Genomic DNA, 19,680 nt, shown 5'->3' on the forward strand with positions numbered 1-19,680 from the left:
CCCCCCCCCCCCCCCCCCCCCCCCCCCCCCGGGGCGACGACCGGGCACCGGTCGGGTCAGTCCGGTTCGTGTTCCGGGCCGCCGAAGTCGGGGCTGGTGAAGTCCGGTGAGGTGAACGTCGGCCGGGGGCCGGCCGACGGGCCGTTGTCCGGGCTGGAGAAGTCCGGCGGGCTGTAGCCGATCTTCGGGATGCGGTTCGCGGAGCGGACCGGGGTGCGCGAGGCGGGAGCGGCGTCGGGATCGGCGAGCGCGTCCCGCAGGAACGGCAGGATGCCGCGTTCCAGCAGGGCGTGACGCCATGCCTCCCTGGCCCGCGCCACGTCCTCCGGCAGCTCCTCCTCGTCGTCCTCGACGGGCTGGGCCGCCGATCCGTTGCGCAGTGCCGTGATGAGCAGCCCGACGGCGGCGACCAGGATCGCGGCGGCCGTGACCGCGGCGAAGAACCAGCCCGCCGAGACCATCGTGGAGGCGAAGGACGGCGCCGGGTCGAGCAGCCTCAGCAGATAGCCGGCCAACAGGAATATGAACGCCGCGGTACCGGCGAGCACCGGCGCCAGAACCGTGACGACGGCTCCTATGCCGGCGCCCGACTGATGCGAACGGCCCTTTCCGGGACCGGGGTTCGCCTCGTCGTCCGTCCCGTCGGCAGGGCCCCGAAGTTCCTCACGGGCCTCCACGTAGTGCCTGTACTCGGTGGCGGCCGTCGCGGTGATCAGCTCGGTGGCGTCCAGCGCCATGGTGCGAAGCTGCACGGCATTGAGCCGTTCGCCGACCGCGGCCAGATCCGGCCGTTCATGGGCATGACGCAGTGCGTCGTCGAGGATCCGCTCGTACTCGGGTCGGTCCTCGGCCAGCAGGTGCGGAGCGCTGTTCATGTGCATCCCCCGATGCTCCGTCGGGCCTGAGTGCCCGCTGAATGCGCGCAGTTGGGCGGAAACGGAGGAGAGCCTGCTACTGATACGCCGATGGTAGAGCGCCCACGGCACGGGGTGACAGGGGGTTTCCGTAAATAGGCCCAGCGGTCGGCGTGGTCAGGTCGTGGGACCGTCTTCCCGGAAGTGCGTCAGTCATGCAGAGGCAGTTGGACGACCAGTAGCTTTCCGGCCATGGTCACTCCGCCGTCCATGGCGATGGCGAGCCCGTCCGCGTACACGTGCGGACCCTCGACCACGGGGCCGGAACCGTCCTCGCCGTCCTCCGAGCCGACCTCGCCCAGGAGGTACGGAATGGGGCTGTGACCATGGACGATGCGCTGTCCGCCGTAGGCCGCCATCAGCTCCCGGACGGCCTGCGGACCCGACTCGTCGCGGAAGGCGAACCGCTTGGTGAGCTTCCGGAAGAGGTCCCAGCACTCATCGGCGTCGTTGCGCGTGAGAATGGCGTGCACGGTGTCGTTGACGTCCTCGATGGTGCTGCCGTATTCGAGGTACGCCGTCGTGTCGGAGTGCATCAGCAGATGCCCGTCCTCCTCGACGACCGCGTCGAGCCGGGACATCCACTGGAGGTGGACGTCCTGGAGGCGCTCCATGTCGTTCTTCTGGCCGCCGTTGAGCAGCCAGGCCGCCTGGAAGGTGGCGGTGCCCGCACCGGAGTTGACCGGGGTGTCGTTGAAGCGCTTGGCGCCGAGGAGCAGCAGTTCGTGATTGCCCATCAGGGCCTTGCAGTAGCCGCCGGCGGCCGCTGCCTCGGCGGACAGGCGCATCACGAGGTCGATGACCCCGATGCCGTCCGGGCCCCGGTCGGTGAAGTCGCCGAGGAACCAGAGCCGGGCATTGCCCGCCGCCCACTTGCCCTCGGCGTCGATGAGGCCCTGCTCGGCGAGGGCGGCGTGGAGCTCGTCCAGATAGCCGTGGACGTCGCCGACGACGTACAGCGGTCCACGGCCCTGCTCCGGGGCGGGGAGCGGGTCGGGGACCGTCGGGACCTCCACGGTGTCACCGCGGTTGATCACCGGAAGATCGCGCGCGGTGGGCGTGTATCCGTCCGGCGGCATGTCGCCGGGGACGGCGTTGCCCGGGTGTGCCGAAGGCGGCGGCACCGGGCTCTGGGCATAGGGCGGTACGCGGAAGTCGCGCAACGTCGCCGTCCGCACCACGGGTTCCTGACCGGCCCCCTGTGTCATCGACCCCTCCACCACCGTCGCGCCGCCGTACACCTGACGGGCCCTGCTGGTCGGGGCGGTCCGCGGTGTCGTGCGCCCATCATAGGAATGCGGATCGTGCTCTGTGACGCACCAGGGGTGGTGAATCCGGACGCACGTCGGGTTCATCGGCCGTTTGGTCCGAAATCTCCTGATCAATCCCCTGCCGGAGAACGGGGCGCGCTGACCGTCGTGCGGGGTGGACGGCGTTGCGAGGAGGTCCGCACGATGAGTTCGGTCGGTATGACCTGCTCCACCGGTCCGTCGTGGTTCACGCCCTCGATGGCGTCGATCAGGAGCTGGACGACCGCGGTGCCGATTCTGCGCGGCTTGAGCGAGAGGGTGGTGATGGGGGGCTCGGTCGTCGCGTACACGGTGGACTCGCTGCAGCAGACCAGCAGCAGGTCCTCGGGGACGCGCAGGCCGTACCGGCGGGCCGCCGCCAGCAGATCGGTCCCGTTGGGGTCGAAGAGCCCGTAGACGGCGTCGGGGCGGTCGGGGCGGGCGAGCAGCCGGTCGGCGGCGACCGCCCCCGCGCAGGGGTCGTGGGCGGGGTACGACTCGTACACCGGGTCCTGGCCCACGCGCTCGCACCAGTGGAGGTACGCGGTGGTGGAGAGGCGGGTGTACGTGTCGGTGGTGGTGCCGGTGAGCAGGCCGATGCGGCGTGCCCCGGCGGCGGCGAGATGGTCGAGCAGGTCGAGCACGGCGGCCCGGTGGTCGTTGTCGACCCAGGCGGTGACCGGGAGCGTTCCGGCCGGGCGTCCGTCCGAGACGACTGGTAGCCCCTGGCGCACCAGCTCCGTGACGACCGGGTCCTGGTCGGACGGGTCGATCACGACGGTGCCGTCGAGGGCGACGTTCGACCAGACGTCGTGGCGCGAGGTGGCGGGCAGGATGACGAGGGCGTAACCGCGGGCGAGCGCGGCGGAGGTGGCGGCTCTGGCCATTTCCGCGAAGTACGCGAATTCGGTGAAGGTGAAGGGTTCGTCCCCGTAGGTCGTCACGGTCAGGCCGATCAGGCCGGACTTGCCGGTACGGAGGGTTCGGGCCGCGGCGGAAGGGCGGTAGCCCAGGCGCTCTGCGACCTCGCGGACATGGCGGCGGGTGGCGTCCGGGAGCCTGCCCTTGCCGTTGAGCGCGTCGGAGACGGTCGTGATGGAGACCCCTGCGGCGGCGGCCACGTCCCGGATTCCCGCTCGTCCTTGCCGGCCGCCGCGCCGGGGTGTGTCCGTCCGGCTCACCTGGTGCTTCCCTGCTGCTGTCATGGCGAGCCGATAGTAGGGCTCGGAGGGGTGGTTGGCCTGGTCGCATATTCACTCGTTGACAGGCACGTTTTTGCATGATCATCAAAGGTCAAATACCTTGCAAACAAAGGGTGTTGAGGCCCTTGACCGTAGTGTGTCATGCATCGAACCCGATGGGCCTACTAAATGGTCGATGTCTCGAAGAGGTCTCATCTCACCTCTTCGAGGGACGCGCGCCACGGAGTGAGCCACCGGCGCGCGCCGGACCGGAAGGCGCTCCCCCCATTCCTGGTCGCACCGGACGATTGGGTGCTCCGGCCATTCGCAGCGGCGCTCAATCCTCATAAGGTGAGCAGTATTGATGTGTACAGACGATCGAGGAGGACCTGCGGTGAGCGAGACGAGCCCCAAGCTGCGTGCCGAGCTGGACGGCGTCCCCGCCTATGTACCGGGCAAGCCGGCTGCCGCCGGTGGACCGGTCGCGTTCAAGCTGTCCTCCAACGAGAATCCGTATCCGCCGCTGCCCGGGGTGATGGAGTCCGCCCTGGCGGCGGCCGCGAACTTCAACCGCTACCCGGACATGGCCTGCACCGGTCTGATGAACGAGCTGGCCGACCGTTTCGGTGTGCCCCTCTCGCACCTCGCCACCGGAACCGGCTCGGTCGGTGTGGCGCAGCAGCTGCTCCAGGCGACGTCGGGACCGGGCGACGAGGTCATCTACGCCTGGCGCTCCTTCGAGGCGTACCCGATCATCACGCAGGTCAGCGGCGCGACCTCGGTGAAGGTGCCGCTGACCGACGGTGAGGTGCACGACCTCGACGCGATGGCGGACGCGATCACGGACCGCACCCGGATGATCTTCGTCTGCAACCCGAACAACCCGACCGGCACCGTGGTGCGCCGGGCCGAGCTGGAGCGGTTCCTGGACCGGGTGCCGGGCGATGTGCTGGTGGTGCTCGACGAGGCGTACCGGGAGTTCATCCGCGATGCCGAGGTGCCGGACGGCATCGAGATCTACCGGGACCGGCCCAATGTGGCGGTGCTGCGGACCTTCTCCAAGGCGTACGGCCTGGCGGGTCTGCGGGTCGGTTTCGCGGTGGCCCACGAGCCGGTGGCGGCCGCGCTGCGCAAGACGGCGGTGCCGTTCGGGGTCAGTCAGCTCGCCCAGGACGCGGCGGTCGCCTCACTGCGTGCCGAGGACGAACTCCTGGGGCGGGTGGGCTCCTTGGTGTCCGAGCGCGAGCGGGTCCAGCGGGCGCTGGCCGGCCAGGGATGGACCGTGCCGGAGTCCCAGGCGAACTTCGTCTGGATGCGGCTCGGGGACCGTACCGGCGACTTCGCCGGGGCCTGTGAGCGGGCCGGAGTGGTGGTCAGGCCGTTCGCGGGCGAGGGTGTGCGGGTCTCGATCGGGGAGGACGAGGCGAACGACCTCTTCCTGAAGGTGGCCGAGTCGTACCGCAGGGAGCTGTAGAGCGACCGCGCAGCCCCCTGCGCGACGGAGGGCCCCGGGCCCCGCACCTCGTTCGTCGAGGTGCGGGGCCTTTTGCCGGTGCGGGGCCCTCTCGTTCCTGGGGCCGGGGCGTCTGGTTCGGACGGATCGAGAGGCGTCTGGTTCGGGTGGATTGATCGGAACGTCCCGAGAGGGGTACCCCGCCCGAACGTCCCGAAAGTCTGTGCGCCATAATGCTTGTGAATGTGAACGCGTTCACAAGCGTGTCCTGTTTCCTCCCATGATTAGTCGGATTTAAAGGGCAAACTGCCGCTGTGACTACGGCGACGTAAGGAGAAGACGACGTGGAGCTAGCTCTGGCGCCGGAGACCCTGGCGCGATGGCAGTTCGGTATCACCACCGTCTATCACTTCCTGTTCGTCCCCCTGACGATCTCGCTCGCCGCGCTCACCGCCGGCCTGCAGACCGCCTGGGTCCGGACGAACAACGAGAAGTACCTCAGGGCGACGAAGTTCTGGGGCAAACTCTTCCTGATCAACATCGCCATGGGCGTCGTCACCGGCATCGTCCAGGAGTTCCAGTTCGGCATGAACTGGTCCGACTACTCGCGGTTCGTCGGCGACATCTTCGGCGCTCCACTCGCGTTCGAAGCACTGATCGCGTTCTTCTTCGAGTCCACGTTCATCGGGCTGTGGATCTTCGGCTGGGACAAGCTGCCGAAGAAGATCCACCTCGCCTGCATCTGGATGGTCTCCATCGGGACGATCCTGTCCGCCTACTTCATCCTGGCGGCCAACTCCTGGATGCAGCACCCGGTCGGCTACCGGATCAACAAGGAGCGCGGCCGGGCCGAGCTCACCGACTTCTGGCACGTGCTCACCCAGAACACCGCGCTCGCCCAGTTCTTCCACACCATCACCGCGGCCTTCCTGGTCGGCGGCGCGTTCATGGTCGGCATCGCCGCCTTCCACCTGGCGCGCAAGAAGCACATCCCGGTGATGCGGACCTCGCTGCGGCTCGGACTGATCACCGTGGTGATCGCCGGACTTCTCACCGCCATCAGCGGCGACCAGCTCGGCAAGGTCATGTTCAAGCAGCAGCCGATGAAGATGGCCGCCGCCGAAGCGCTCTGGGAGGGGCAGGACTCGGCGCCCTTCTCGATCTTCGCGGTCGGCGACGTGGCCAAGGGCCACAACACCGTGGAGATCTCCATCCCGGGGATACTGTCCTTCCTCGCGGACGACAGCTTCACCTCGTACGTCCCCGGCATCAACGACATCAACAAGGCCGAACAGGAGAAGTTCGGCCCCGGCGACTACCGCCCCAACATCCCGGTCGCGTTCTGGAGCTTCCGCTGGATGATCGGATTCGGGATGGCGTCCTTCGCCCTCGGCATCCTCGGGCTGTGGCTGACCCGGAAGAAGTTCATGCTGCCGCCGGGGCTGCGGACCGGTGAGGACGAAGTGCCGCATCTGGTCCTCTTCAAGAACAAGGCACTCAGCCCGAAGCTCGCCAGGTGCTACTGGATCGTCGCGCTCTGGACCCTGCTCTTCCCGCTGATCGCCAACTCCTGGGGCTGGATCTTCACCGAGATGGGCCGCCAGCCCTGGGTCGTCTACGGAGTCCTCCAGACCCGCGACGCGGTCTCCCCCGGCGTCTCGCAGGGCGAGGTGCTCACCTCGATGATCGGCTTCACCCTGCTCTACGCCGTGCTCGCGGTCGTCGAGGTCAAGCTGCTCGTGAAGTACATCAAGGCAGGTCCGCCGGAGCTGACCGAGGCCGACCTCAACCCGCCCACCAGGATCGGCGGCGACCATGACGACGCCGACCGGCCGATGGCCTTCTCCTACTGAGAGCAGAGGAGCTGAGAGATGGAACTCCACGACGTCTGGTTCGTGCTCATCGCCGTCCTCTGGACCGGCTACTTCTTCCTGGAGGGATTCGACTTCGGGATCGGCGTCCTCACCAAGCTGCTGGCCCGCGACCGCAAGGAACGACGGGTCCTGATCAACACGATCGGGCCCGTCTGGGACGGCAACGAGGTGTGGCTGCTCTCCGCGGGCGGTGCGACCTTCGCCGCCTTCCCCGAGTGGTACGCCACCCTGTTCTCCGGCTTCTACCTGCCGCTGCTGATCATCCTGGTCTGCCTGATCGTGCGCGGGGTCGCCTTCGAGTACCGGGCCAAGCGGTCCGGTGAGAAGTGGCAGACCAACTGGGAACACGCCATCTTCTGGACCTCGTTGATCCCGGCCGTGCTCTGGGGCGTGGCCTTCGGGAACATCGTGCGCGGCGTGAAGATCGACGCCGACATGGAGTACGTGGGCAACTTCTGGGACCTGCTCAACCCGTATGCCATTCTCGGCGGACTGGTCACGCTCTTCCTCTTCACCTTCCACGGCGCCGTGTTCGCGGGGCTCAAGACGGTCGGGGACATCCGGGAGCGGGCGGGCAGGCTGGCGCTGAAGCTGGGGATCGTCACCGCGGTGCTCGCGCTCGGCTTCCTGATCTGGACCCAGCTCGACAACGGTGACGGCTGGAGCCTGCTGGCGATGATCGTCGCCGCGGTGGCGCTGGTCGCCGCGGTCGCCCTGATCGCGGTGGGACGCGAGGGCTGGTCGTTCGCGTTCTCCGGTGTGACCGTCGCGGCCGTGGTCGCGATGCTGTTCCTGACGCTCTTCCCGAACGTCATGCCGTCCTCGCTGGACGACGCCTGGAGCCTCACGGTCACCAACGCCTCGTCCACCCCGTACACGCTGAAGATCATGACCTGGTGCGCGGGGATCGCCACCCCCGTCGTCCTGCTGTACCAGGGCTGGACGTACTGGGTGTTCCGCAAGCGCATCGGTACGCAGCACATCGCCGAAGCGCACTGAACGCAGCTGGGGCCCGACCGGCGGATCACGGCCGGGGTCGCGAAGTCGACCCCCGGTCCGCCGGGCGGACCCCGGTCCGACGACCGAGATCGCTAGGGGCTGTTTCACGTGAAACCGATCGACCCGCGTCTGCTCCGCCACGCCCGTGCCACCCGCCTCTTCCTGGCAGCCGTGGTGGCGCTCGGAGTTGTGGGGGCGGCGCTGGTCATCGCCCAGGCCATGCTCGTCGCCGAAGTGGTGGTGGGAGGGTTCGAGGACGGACTGACGGTCTCCGGGCTGCGGACCCCGCTGATCCTGCTCGCCGCGGTCGCGCTCGGCCGGGGCCTGGTCGCCTGGCTGACCGAACTGGCCGCGTACCGGGCCAGCGCGGCGGTCAAGTCCGAGCTCCGCGGCCGGCTGCTGGAGCGGGCTGCGTCGCTCGGGCCCGGCTGGCTGAGCGGTCAGCGCACCGGCTCCCTGGTGGCGCTCGCCACCCGGGGCGTCGACGCGCTCGACGACTACTTCGCACGCTATCTGCCGCAGCTCGGACTCGCGGTGGTCGTGCCGGTGGCGGTCCTGGCCAGGGTCGTCACCGAGGACTGGGTCTCGGCGGCGATCATCGTGGTCACGCTGCCGCTCATCCCGCTCTTCATGATCCTCATCGGCTGGGCCACCCAGTCGCGGATGGACCGCCAGTGGCGGCTGCTGTCCCGGCTCTCCGGACACTTCCTCGACGTGGTCGCCGGGCTGCCGACGCTGAAGGTCTTCGGCCGTGCCAAGGCGCAGGCCGAGTCCATCCGTACGATCACCTCGCAGTACCGCCGGGCCACGCTGCGCACCCTGCGGATCGCGTTCCTGTCGTCCTTCGCCCTGGAACTGCTGGCGACGCTGTCGGTGGCCCTGGTGGCCGTCACCATCGGCATGCGGCTGGTGCACGGCGAACTCGATCTCTACACCGGCCTGGTGGTGCTGATCCTGGCGCCCGAGGCCTATCTGCCGATCCGCCAGGTCGGCGCGCAGTACCACGCGGCCGCCGAGGGGCTCTCCGCCGCCGAGGAGATCTTCGCGGTCCTGGAGACCGAGCCACGGCAGGCCGGCACGGCGGACGTACCCGCTTCGCTCCGGCTGGAGCTGGAAGGGGTGACCGTACGGCACCTGGGCCGTACCGAACCTTCGCTGAGCGAGGCCTCATTGGTGGTGGACGAGGGGGAGACCGTGGCCCTGGTCGGCCCCAGCGGCGTCGGGAAGTCCACCCTGCTGGATGTGGTCCTCGGCTTCACGGCGCCCGACGAGGGACAGGTACGGATCGGCGGCGCCGATCTGGCGACGCTCGCCCCCGAGCGGTGGCGGGAGCGGATCGCCTGGGTACCGCAGCGCCCGTACCTCTTCGCGGGCACCATCGCGGAGAACGTACGTCTCGCCCGGCCGGACGCCGACGACCGCGCGGTGACGGCCGCACTGCGGGACGCCGGGGCGCACGATTTCGTGGCCGAACTGCCGGACGGAGCACGGACACTCATCGGCGAGGACGGCACGGGCCTCTCCGCCGGACAGCGCCAGCGGCTCGCCCTGGCGCGGGCCTTCCTCGCCGACCGCCCGCTGCTGCTGCTCGACGAACCGACCGCGAGCCTGGACGGTGAGACGGAGGAGGGGATCGTCGAGGCGGTACGGCGGCTGGCCGTGGGCCGGACCGTGCTGCTGGTCGTGCACCGCCCGGCGCTGCTCTCGGTGGCCGACCGGGTGGTGACCCTGGACCCGGCCGCGACCGCGCGGCCGGCCGGGGCCGAGCCGTCCGCAGCCGTACCGCGGCCGACGGGCGCACCCTCCGCCCCCACCGGGGCGACGCCGGAACCCGAAGCGCTGCGGGAGACCGCGGCCCGTTCCGGACGGGTCCTGGCACGGGTCAGGGAGGCCGCCGGGGCACAGCGCGGCCGGCTGGCGCTCGCACTGCTGCTGGGCAGCCTCGCCCTCGGCTCGGCCGTCGGGCTGATGGCCGTCTCCGGCTGGCTGATCTCCCGCGCCTCCGAACAGCCCCCGGTGCTCTACCTGATGGTCGCGGTGACCGCGACCCGCGCCTTCGGGCTCGGGCGCGCCGTCTTCCGCTACGCCGAGCGTCTGGTGTCGCACGACGCGGTGCTCAAGATGCTCGCCGAACTGCGCGTCGCGGTCTACCGGGGGCTGGAGCGCGTCGCGCCCGCCGGACTCCGCCGCACCCGGCGCGGGGACCTGCTGTCCCGGCTCGTCGCCGATGTCGACGCCCTGCAGGACTACTGGCTGCGCTGGCTGCTGCCCGCCGCGACCGCAGTGGTCGTCGGCACGGCGGCCGCCGGGTTCGTCGGCTGGCTGCTGCCGGCGGCCGGCGCGGTGCTGGCCGCCGGGCTGCTGCTGGCCGGGGTGGGAGTGCCGCTGGTCAGCAGCGCCTGCTCCCGCCACACGGAACGCCGGCTCGCCCCGGCACGCGCCGATCTGGCCACCCGGATCACGGACCTGCTCGGCGGGACCGCGGAACTCACCGTCGCGGGTGCCCTGCCCGCCCGTGCGGAACGCACCCGGGACGCCGACGGTGTGCTGACCCGGATCGCCGCCCGCGCGGCCACCGCCACCGCGCTCGGCGGCGGCCTCATCGCCCTGGTCGCCGGTCTCACCGTCGTCGCCACCGCACTCGTCGCCCTCCCCGCCGTGTACGACGGCCGGCTCGCGGGCGTGGAACTCGCGGTGGTGGTGCTCACCCCGCTGGCCGCCTTCGAGGCCGTGACGGGGCTGCCGCTCGCCGTGCAGTACCGCCGCAGGGTCGAGCGGAGCGCGGAGCGCGTCTTCGAGGTGCTGGACGCGCCGCTGCCCGTGCACGAGCCCGAGAGCCCGGCCGAGGCGCCCGCGTCGCCCTTCCCGCTGGAGGTACGGGGACTGTCCGCGCGGTACGCCGGAGCGGTGCGGGACGCACTCGACGGCATCGACCTGACGCTGACGGCCGGCCGGCGGGTCGCCGTCGTCGGGTCCTCCGGCTCCGGCAAGACCACCCTCGCCCAGGTCCTGGTCCGCTTCCTGGACGCACGGGCCGGGACGTACCGGATCGGCGGTGTCGAGGCCGATGCCCTGGAGGGCGACACGGTCCGGCGGTTCGTCGGGCTGTGCGCCCAGGACGCCCATGTCTTCGACAGCTCCATCCGGGAGAACCTGCGGCTTGCCCGGACCGACGCGACGGACGGGGAACTGCGGGACGCGCTCGGCCGGGCACGGCTGCTCGACTGGGCCGACGCCCTGCCGGACGGGCTCGACACCCTCGTCGGCGAGCACGGCGCGCGCCTCTCCGGTGGCCAGCGCCAACGCCTCGCCCTGGCCAGGGCGATCCTCGCCGACTTCCCCGTACTCGTCCTGGACGAACCCGCCGAACATCTCGACCTGGCGACCGCGGACGCCCTGACCGCGGACCTGCTGGCCGCCACCGAGGGACGCACGACCGTCCTGATCACCCATCGCCTGCAAGGTCTCGAAGCCGTCGACGAAGTGCTGGTGCTCGACGGGGGCCGGGTCGTGCAGCGCGGCCCGTACGCCGATCTCGCCACCGGAGAGGGCCCCCTGCGCCGGATGCTGGCACGCGAACGCGAGACCACGACGCGGGTACCCGAGCGGGCGGCCGGAGAGGCCGTGGGCGTGCCCGCGTGATCCGGGCGAATCCGACAGCCGACTTTCCTCCCCAATCGGTACTAACTACTCTCGGGGTATGCCGGAGCAGGACCCGAAGGACTCACTCGAAGCGGCTACCCAGGCGACCCGCAGCCTGCAGGGCCTGTCCACCGAAATCACCGCCCGCATCCCGCAGCTGCTGGAGGCCATGCGCTCCGTCGGCGCGGGCCTGGAACTGCACTCCACCCTCGACCGGATCTGCGAGACGGCCGCCGAACTCGCCCATTCCCGCTACGCCGCCATCGGCGTCGTCGACGAGGAGGGCGAGGGGCTCTCCGACTTCGTCACCTACGGCGTGCCGGACGAGGTGGCGGACGAGATCGGTCGCCGCCCCGACGGGCACCGGGGGCTGCTGGGCGCGCTGATCCACGACCCGGCGCCGGTGCGGCTCGCCGATCTGACGGCCGATCCGAGGTTCGCCGGCTTCCCGCCCGGCCATCCCCCGATGCGGACCTTCCTCGGCGTCCCGATCCGGGTGCAGGGGGAGATCTTCGGGAACCTCTATCTGGCCGAGAAGGACGACGACGGCGAGTTCAACGACTACGACCTGCACATGGTGCGGGTGCTCGCCACCGAGGCCGGGATCGCCATCGGCAACGCCCGGCTGTACGAGGCGGCACGCCAGCGCGAGCGGTGGATCGACGGGTCGGTGGCCGTGACCACCGCACTGCTCTCCGGCGGGGATGCCGACGACGCGCTCTCCGTCGTCGCCGAACAGGCCCGCCGCCTCGCCGACTCCGCCGCCGGTATCGTGCTGCTGCCCACCGGGGACGGCGGGCTGGAGATCGTCGCCGTCTCCTCGGACGACCCCAGCTCCTCGCTGGGGGTGATCATCGGGCCCGAGAGTGCGGTGGCGGCGAAACTGCTGGGCGGCGAGGCGGTCTTCGTGGACGATTCGGCCACCGACGCCCGCATGGTCACCAGGCTGGCCCCCCGGTACGGTCCGAGCATGCTGCTGCCCCTGCACAGCGGCGGGCGGGTGCTCGGCGCGCTCGCCACTCCCCGCGCCCGGGGCGGCCGGCCGTTCACGGAGACCGAGCGGACCCTCGCCACCCAGTTCGCCTCGCAGGCGGCGCTCGCGCTGATGATGGCCGAGGCACAGCGGGACCGGGAGCGGCTGGCGGTCTACGAGGACCGGGACCGGATCGCCCGTGATCTGCACGATCTGGTCATCCAGCGGCTGTTCGCGACCGGGATGATGCTGGAGAGCGCCCAGCGCCGGTCGGTGGTGCCCGAGGTGCAGACCGGGATCGGCCGGGCGGTCGACGAACTGGACGTGACCATTCAGGAGATCCGCACCGCGATCTTCGCGCTCCAGCAGGAACCCGCAGAGGCGCCGTCGGGGCTGCGCACCCGGGTCCTGCGCGAGATCAACATGGCGGCGGTCCCGTTGGGCTTCAAGCCCTCGCACCGCTTCCTCGGCCCGGTCGACGCGCTGGTCGGCGAGCTCACCGGCAAGAACCTGATCGCGGCCCTGCGGGAGGCACTGTCCAATGCCTTCCGGCACGCCGAGGCGTCGTTGATCGACGTGGTCGTCGACGCGACCGCCACGCTGCCCGACGGGAGGGACGCGGTGCGGCTCTCGGTCGCCGACGACGGGGTGGGCATCCCCGAGAACGGCCGGCGCAGCGGACTGCGGAACCTGGCCCGCCGGGCGGAGTCGCTCGGCGGCGCGAGCTGGTTCGGCCCCGGGATCGGGGAGGACGGGGGCGGTACGACCGTGGTGTGGGAGGCGCCTCTCTGAGGCGTTCCCCGGGCGGCCGCGCCGAGGCCCTTCCCCGGGGCGGCCGTTCTGGAAGGACTCGCCCCGGCAGGACCCCTCGCGGAGCGCGGCGTACGGCCTCGGGGCTCAGCGCCCGGTGCCGGAGGACCGGCGCTCGGCGATGATCCGCTCGATGACGACCGCGACACCGTCCTCGCCGTTGGTGGTGGTCCGGCCGGAGGCGGCGGCGAGTGCGGCCGGGTGGGCGTTGCCCATCGCGTACGAGGTGCCCGCCCACCTCAGCATCTCCACGTCGTTGGGCATGTCCCCGAAGGCGACGACCTCGGCGGGCGAGATGCCGCGCTCGGCGCAGCAGAGCTCCAGCGTGCTGGCCTTGGAAACCCCCGGGCCGCTGATCTCCAGCAGCGCCGTGGGGCTGGACCGGGTGAAGGAGGCCCGGTCGCCGGCCGCCGTACGGGCCAGGGTGAGGAAGTCGTCCGGGGCGAGCTCGGCGTGGTGGGCGAGGAGCTTCAGTACGGGGACACCGGTGCCGGGAGACTCCTCGTGCAGCAGCTTCTCGGCGACGGCGACCGTGGCGCCCGGGTCCCGGTGGAACGGCGGGTAGTCCGGTTCGTAGTGGATGCCGGTGGCCAGCTCGACGGCGAAGGTGGTGCCGGGGGCTGCGGCGCGCAGCGAGCGGACCACATCGAGGGCGATGGGGCGCTCCAGCGGCCGGACCTCGACCAGCTTGCCGCCGGCGTGCAGATCGGCGACCGCCGCGCCGTTGGCGCAGATCGCCAGGCCGTGACCGTGCACATGGTCGCTGACGACGTCCATCCAGCGGGCCGGGCGTCCGGTGACGAAGAAGACCTCGATACCGGCCTCCTCGGCAGCGGCCAGAGCGGCGACGGTGCGGTCGGAGACCGTCTTGTCGTCGCGGAGCAGGGTGCCGTCCAGGTCGGTGGCGATCAGCCGGACAGCGGCAGGCGGAGGCGAGTCGGTAGCTGAGGTCACCCGTCCATTCTCGCGTACGAGGGTGCACGGTCGTGCGGAGGGGCGCACATCTGAGGATGCGCGCCCCTGACCAGGGGAACATGCCCCGTGCATATGCCGCCGGTCCCGATGGCGGGTGGATCAGCGGCGGAGCTGGTCCAGGGCCTCCGTGGCGATGCGTTCGAAGACCTTCTCGTCCGCCGCGAAGTCGGAGTCGGGGATCGGGTCGTGGACGACGATCTCGGTGATGCCGAGCGCGAAGTGGGTACCGGCGAAGTCCACGAAGGCGTCGAGGGACTGGAGCGGGTCGCCCGGGGTGAACCCGGTCAGAAGGATCTTGTCCAGCTCGGCGGGGTCGCGGCCGATGGACTCGCAGGCGGCGCTCACCCTGGCGACCTGTCCGCGAACGGCCTCCACCGACTGCTCCGGGGTACCCGTCCCGATCAGCTTCGGGTCTCCCGTGGTGACCCAGGCCTGCCCGTACCGGGCGGCGAGCCTCATCCCGCGCGGGCCGGTGGCGGCCACCGCGAACGGCAGCCGGGGCCGCTGCACACAGCCGGGGATGTTCCGCGCCTCGTTCGCCGAGTAGAACGTGCCCTCGTAGGTCACCGAGGGCTCGCGCAGCAGCTGGTCGAGCAGCGGCACGAACTCCTCGAAGTGGTCGGCCCGTTCGCGCGGCGTCCACGGGTCCTCGTCGCTCCGGCGCAGTGTCGTGGCGTCGAAGCCGTCGCCGCCGGCGCCGATGCCGAGGGTGATGCGCCCGTCGGAGACGTCGTCGAGCGTGATGAGGTCCTTGGCGAGGGTGACGGGGTGCCGGAAGTTGGGGGAGGTGACGAGGGTGCCCAGGCGGAGGCGGTCGGTGACGGCGGCCGCGGCGGTGAGGGTCGGGACCGCACCGAACCAGGGGCCGTCACGGAAGCTCCGCCAGGCCAGGTGGTCGTAGGTGTAGGCGGCGTGGAACCCCAGTTCCTCGGCGCGCTGCCAGACCTTCCGGCCCTCGCTCCAGCGGTGGATCGGCAGAATCACAGTGCTCAGACGCATGGCTACGACGATACGGGGCCAGAAGCGGATGATCCTGTTCTGTGTGGACGCCGCCCCGGCGCTGCCCGGCGGCCGAGCCTTCGGTCAGCCGTCGCCGGTCAGCCGCGGAACCGCAGGAACTCGGGTGGTACGGAGGCGGTGAGCCAGACGCCGTTGGCGCTGACGTGGAAGGTGTGGCCGGCGCGGTGCATCGCGCCCGCGTCCACGGACAGGACGACGGGCCGGCCCCGCCGGGCACCGACCCTGGTCGCCGTCTCGCGGTCGGGCGAGAGGTGGACGTGCGTGCGGTCCATGGGCCGCAGGCCCTCGCTCCGGATCGAGTCCAGCGCGTGGCCCACCGTGCCGTGGTAGAGGTACGCGGGCGGTTCGGCCGGCGGCAGGTCGAGATCCACCGGGACGGTATGGCCCTGGCTCGCGCGGATCCGGTCGTTCTCGACGGCGAAGCGCTGCTTGTCGTTGACGGCGACGACATGGTCCAGCTCGGCCCGGGTGAGGTGGACGTTGTTGCGGGCCATGGCGTGCAGCAGCGTGTCGATCGGCACCCAGCCGTTCGCATCGAGTGTGATGCCGATCCGTTCCGGCTGGTGGCGCAGATGCTTCGAGAGGTACTTGGACACCTTTACGGTGCGTCTTTCGTCCATACCTTCAGGGTGCCGGTGATGGTCTCGCCGGCGCATCCCGGTTTCGCACACGATGTGCTGAAGCAATTCTCGGCTGTGCCGATGAAATTTTCGTCCACAGGTTTGATCCACAGTCAACTTGAGTTATCCACAGGCTATTTGGTGATTCTGTGGACAAGTCAAAGGGAAATCAACCCGTTTGGTCAATATGCCCTGTATGTACAGTGAGTGGAGCAAGTGAGTCCAATGTCCTTGATTGCACCTCGCGTTCCGTGGACGCCGTGACGAACGCGGAGACGTTCTCTGGCCCAACCAGCCGCTGCACGGCCCGGATCGTCCCGGGCGGAAGGTCCACCCGCTGCGTCGCGACCGCGGCGGAATCCGGTTCGAGCGGCGTGTCCGCACCCAGATGATGATGCAGATGACGTGTCGCGAAAGTCCGCATCGCACGGGCGAGTTCGGCATCGACCGTCTGCTGGGCGAGCGGACGCAGTCTGCGCACCATGGCGGCCGCCTCGGCCGCGTCCGTGTCGGTCGGCGGACGGTGGCCGAGATAGCGGGCGAAGACATGCTCGGTGGTGAACTCCAGGAGGCGCGAGGCGATCTGCTCGACCCGGCCGCGAAGTTCCCTCAGATGTCCGGAGATCGCGCCGAGCGGCACGCCCGCCGCGTACAACTCCACGGCCACGGCCAGCTCTTGCGGGCTCGGCACGAGGAACTCGTCGTCCCTGCCCGCGATGGGTTCGAGCACGCCGAGGTCCACCGCTTCGGCGACCGCCTCGTCGTCCGGGGTGCCGCCGAACCTGCGGTTCAGCTCGTCCCGGGTGATCCGGTCGGCCCGCTCGTCCGTCCAGGGGCCGTGCACCTCGGCCACGAGCCCGAGCACCCCGCCCAGACCGCGGCCGGTGTCCCAGGCGTCCAGGAGCTCCTTGATGCTGGCCAGTGTGTAACCGCGGTCCAGCAGATCGGCGATCTGCCGGAGCCGGGCGAGATGGGTGTCCCGGTACACATTGGCCCGGCCGCGCCGCTCCGGTGTCGGCAGCAGACCGCGGTCCTGGTAGGCGCGGATCGTGCGGACCGTGGCCCCGCTCGCGTGCGCCAGGTCCTCGATCCGGTACTCGGCGGCGGACTTCCGGTCCGCCGCCGACTGCCCGGGGCCGCTCACAGCGGCGGCTTCAGCCGGGCGATGCCGCGCAGCGCGCCGGGGCTGAACCGGGACAGGACGCGGGCGCCGCGGGCCTCCGGGGTGACCGGCACGACGGCCTGGTTGCGCACCACCGCCTTCAGGATCGCGTCGGCCACCCGCTCGGGCGGGTAGTTGCGGAGCCCGTACAGACGGCTGGTCCGCTTCCGCAGGCGCTTCTCCTCCGCGGCGTCGGCCCCGGCGAAGTGTGTCGTCGCGGTGATGTTCGTGTTGACGATGCCGGGGCAGATGGCGCTGACCCCGATCGACCGATCGGCGAACTCGGCCCGCAGACATTCGCTGAGCATCAGCACGGCCGCCTTGGAGGTGCTGTACGCGGGCAGCGCCCGGGACGGCTGATAGGCGGCGGCGGAGGCCGTGTTGACGATGTGGCCGCCCTGGCCGCGCTCGGCCATCTGCCTGCCGAAGATCCGGCAGCCGTGGATGACGCCCCACAGATTGACGTCGAGGACGTTCTTCCAGTCCTCGCTCGTGGTGTCCAGGAAGGAGCCGGACAGACCGATCCCGGCGTTGTTTACCAGGACGTCGACGATTCCGTACTCGGCGGCGACCTTCTCGGCGAGCTTCTCCATCGCCTGCTCGTCGCTGACGTCGACCTCTTCGCCCCAGGCGGCCGGAGCTCCTATGAGCCGGGCCATCTCGGCCGTTCTGGCGGCGCCCTCCGCGTCCCGGTCCACGGCCACCACCCGGGCGCCCGCCTCGGCGAAAGCGAAGGCGGTGGCCCGGCCGATGCCGCCGGCCGCGCCCGTCACCAGAACCAGCCGGCCGCCGAACCGGTCCGCGTACGCCCCGGTCGGCGCGGTGTCCTGCACCGGACGGCCGCTTTCCTCGGCGGCCTCGTTGGTGGCGACGAACTCACTGATCCAGGAGGCGAGCTGGTCCGGCCTGGTGCGCGGCACCCAGTGTTTGCCTTCGAGAGTGCGGCGCACCAACTGCGGTGCCCAGAGCTCAAGCTGGTCGTACAGCTTCTCCGAGAGGAAGACGTCACCGGTCGGGGTGATCAGCTGGACGGGCACATGGGCGTAGGCGTCGGTGCGCGGCCGGCTCAGCCGGGCGCGGACGTTGTCGCGGTAGAGCCAGGCGCCGTGCGCCGCGTCGTCCGGCAGCGAGGACGTCGGGTAGTCGCCCGCCGGGACCTTCTCCAGCCGTTCGAGCATCCGCGGCCACCGCTTGCCGAGCGGGCCGCGCCAGGCCAGCTCCGGCAGGACCGGCGTATGCAGCATGTAGACGTACCAGGACTTGGCGCCCTGACCGAGCAGCTGGCCGACCCGGCGCGGGGTGGGCCGGGCCATCCGCTGCTTGATCCAGTGCCCGAAGTGGTCCAGGGAGGGGCCGGACATCGAGGTGAACGAGGCGATCCGGCCCTCGGTCCGCTTGACCGTGGCGAACTCCCAGGACTGCACCGACCCCCAGTCGTGCCCGACCAGATGCACCGGCCGGTCGGGGCTCACCGCGTCGGCGACGGCCAGGAAGTCGTCGGTGAGCTTCTCCAGGGTGAAGCCGCCGCGCAGCGGCTTCGGGGCAGTGGACCGGCCGTGCCCGCGCACGTCGTACAGCACGACATGCCACTGGTCGGCCAGCTGCTTCGCCACCTCCGTCCAGACCTCCTTGCTGTCCGGATAGCCGTGCACCAGGACGACCGTGGGCCGCTCCTGGTCGCCCAACTCGGCGACGCACAGCTCGATTCCGCCCGTACGCACCCGGCGCTCGCGCGCCCCCGGCAGGTCTCGCAGACTCATGCCGCCACCCTTTCCTCGGCCCAGCGCCGCACATGCGGCAGATCGTCGTCCAGCCAGAAGGCGCTCTGCTCGGGGTCCTTGGAGTCGGTGACCACCAGGATCTCCTCGAACTTGGCGCCCGTGCCGCGGAATCCGAGATGCGGCTCCACCGCCCACAGCCCGGGCTGCGGGGGATGGTCGGAGAACCGGTACGGACTCCACAGCGGCGACCAGCCGTCCCGGTGCCCGTGCAGTGCGTCGCTCATCAGCCCCTTGAGGGACTGGGTGCCGAAGCCGAACACCTGCGGGGACCAGCGGCGCTCGGTGACGCGGTCGACCTTGTGGGCCATCACGCCGAAGGGATAGGCGCGGTGGCGGTTGGCGTACCCCTGCTTGATCATCAGGCGTTCGACGTTCTCGTATATCTCCCGCAGTGAACGCCGCTCGCGCACCTCGCGCAGTATCAGCGCGCGGTGGGCCTCAAGATCGGCCAGCAGCTTGTCGTGCAGGGGGTTGAGCCCGAGACAGCCGGAGTAGCCGATGTCGGCCGTGAAGCCCTTGTACACCGGGGCCAGGTCGAGGATGAACGGCATCCCCGGCTCCAGCTTCCGGCTGGTCGGGAAGAACTGCAGGGGCACCTTGAAGCCGGCGAACGCCGTGCGGTCCCCGAACCAGGCAAAGGGGAGGTGGAACCAGTCCCGCACCCCGCGCTCACGCAGCCAGTCGCGCTGCATGCGGGCCGCCTCACGCTCGGTCACGCCCGGCTTGAGCCGGCCCGCGACCGCCTCCGCGCAGGCGTACGCAAGGCTCTGGACTTCTCTGAACCCCCGCAGCTCCGGGGCCTTTTCGTCCTTCACTGCCGAGTTCATGCCACCGTCCGTTCCCTGCCGTGTGCGGTACGTGCCCGTAACGTGACACTGATGAATGTGACAATGTCCGGCGGCTACGTCAAGGGGTGTGCGGAGACCTGTGGACAACTCGGCCGGGGCACCCCGCCGACCACCCGCCGACACCTGCCGGGCCACCCCG

General features: G+C 70.6%; 14 protein-coding genes. 5 read left to right on the forward strand and 9 right to left on the reverse strand.

Going from position 1 to position 19,680, the window contains the following annotated elements; all coding sequences use genetic code 11:
- Positions 1–56 precede the first annotated feature (56 nt).
- From AADR41_RS22925 to AADR41_RS22935, 3 genes are all read right to left on the reverse strand, one after another.
- On the reverse strand, positions 57–881 hold the full coding sequence (locus AADR41_RS22925; protein ID WP_342283262.1) for a hypothetical protein: 825 nt from the start codon (positions 879–881) through the stop codon (positions 57–59).
- Between the two features lie 182 nt (positions 882–1,063).
- Positions 1,064–2,137, reverse strand: coding sequence for a metallophosphoesterase (locus AADR41_RS22930; RefSeq protein WP_446751100.1), 1,074 nt, complete (start codon positions 2,135–2,137; stop codon positions 1,064–1,066).
- Between the two features lie 158 nt (positions 2,138–2,295).
- Positions 2,296–3,408, reverse strand: coding sequence for a LacI family DNA-binding transcriptional regulator (locus AADR41_RS22935; protein WP_342283264.1), 1,113 nt, complete (start codon positions 3,406–3,408; stop codon positions 2,296–2,298).
- 370 nt (positions 3,409–3,778) lie between these two features.
- Here AADR41_RS22935 and hisC point away from each other — a divergent pair, with 370 nt between their 5' ends.
- From hisC to AADR41_RS22960, 5 genes are all read left to right on the forward strand, one after another.
- Positions 3,779–4,858: a histidinol-phosphate transaminase gene (gene hisC, locus AADR41_RS22940; RefSeq protein ID WP_342283265.1), complete on the forward strand. Its 1,080-nt coding sequence runs from the start codon at positions 3,779–3,781 to the stop codon at positions 4,856–4,858.
- Positions 4,859–5,181: 323 nt separating this feature from the next.
- On the forward strand, positions 5,182–6,690 hold the full coding sequence (locus tag AADR41_RS22945) for a cytochrome ubiquinol oxidase subunit I (protein ID WP_342283266.1): 1,509 nt from the start codon (positions 5,182–5,184) through the stop codon (positions 6,688–6,690).
- Between the two features lie 18 nt (positions 6,691–6,708).
- Positions 6,709–7,710 (forward strand): cytochrome d ubiquinol oxidase subunit II, encoded by a 1,002-nt coding sequence (cydB, locus tag AADR41_RS22950; protein WP_317860230.1) that lies wholly within the window; start codon positions 6,709–6,711, stop codon positions 7,708–7,710.
- A 108-nt stretch (positions 7,711–7,818) separates the two neighbouring features.
- Positions 7,819–11,352, forward strand: a complete 3,534-nt coding sequence (gene cydD / locus AADR41_RS22955; protein ID WP_342283267.1) for a thiol reductant ABC exporter subunit CydD — start codon at positions 7,819–7,821, stop codon at positions 11,350–11,352.
- Positions 11,353–11,410: 58 nt separating this feature from the next.
- Entirely contained in the window at positions 11,411–13,117 is a 1,707-nt protein-coding gene (locus tag AADR41_RS22960; protein ID WP_342283268.1) for a sensor histidine kinase, read from the forward strand.
- A 105-nt stretch (positions 13,118–13,222) separates the two neighbouring features.
- Here the strand turns inward: AADR41_RS22960 and AADR41_RS22965 are convergent, their stop codons facing one another.
- From AADR41_RS22965 to AADR41_RS22990, 6 genes are all read right to left on the reverse strand, one after another.
- Positions 13,223–14,089, reverse strand: coding sequence for a Cof-type HAD-IIB family hydrolase (locus AADR41_RS22965; protein WP_342283269.1), 867 nt, complete (start codon positions 14,087–14,089; stop codon positions 13,223–13,225).
- 120 nt (positions 14,090–14,209) lie between these two features.
- Entirely contained in the window at positions 14,210–15,109 is a 900-nt protein-coding gene (locus tag AADR41_RS22970) for an LLM class flavin-dependent oxidoreductase (RefSeq protein WP_342283270.1), read from the reverse strand.
- 98 nt (positions 15,110–15,207) lie between these two features.
- Positions 15,208–15,750 (reverse strand): RNA 2'-phosphotransferase, encoded by a 543-nt coding sequence (locus AADR41_RS22975; RefSeq protein WP_342283271.1) that lies wholly within the window; start codon positions 15,748–15,750, stop codon positions 15,208–15,210.
- A 169-nt stretch (positions 15,751–15,919) separates the two neighbouring features.
- Positions 15,920–16,894, reverse strand: a complete 975-nt coding sequence (locus AADR41_RS22980; RefSeq protein ID WP_342283272.1) for a MerR family transcriptional regulator — start codon at positions 16,892–16,894, stop codon at positions 15,920–15,922.
- A complete protein-coding gene (locus AADR41_RS22985) occupies positions 16,891–18,672 on the reverse strand; it encodes an SDR family oxidoreductase (protein WP_342283273.1) in 1,782 nt (593 codons plus the stop codon). The genes AADR41_RS22980 and AADR41_RS22985 overlap by 4 nt, the downstream gene beginning before the upstream one ends.
- Positions 18,669–19,520 (reverse strand): M24 family metallopeptidase, encoded by an 852-nt coding sequence (locus tag AADR41_RS22990; protein WP_342283274.1) that lies wholly within the window; start codon positions 19,518–19,520, stop codon positions 18,669–18,671. The genes AADR41_RS22985 and AADR41_RS22990 overlap by 4 nt, the downstream gene beginning before the upstream one ends.
- Between the last annotated feature and the right edge of the window lie 160 nt (positions 19,521–19,680).

The organism is Streptomyces sp. CLV115 (genome assembly GCF_038448545.1).
Taxonomy (GTDB): domain Bacteria; phylum Actinomycetota; class Actinomycetes; order Streptomycetales; family Streptomycetaceae; genus Streptomyces; species Streptomyces sanglieri.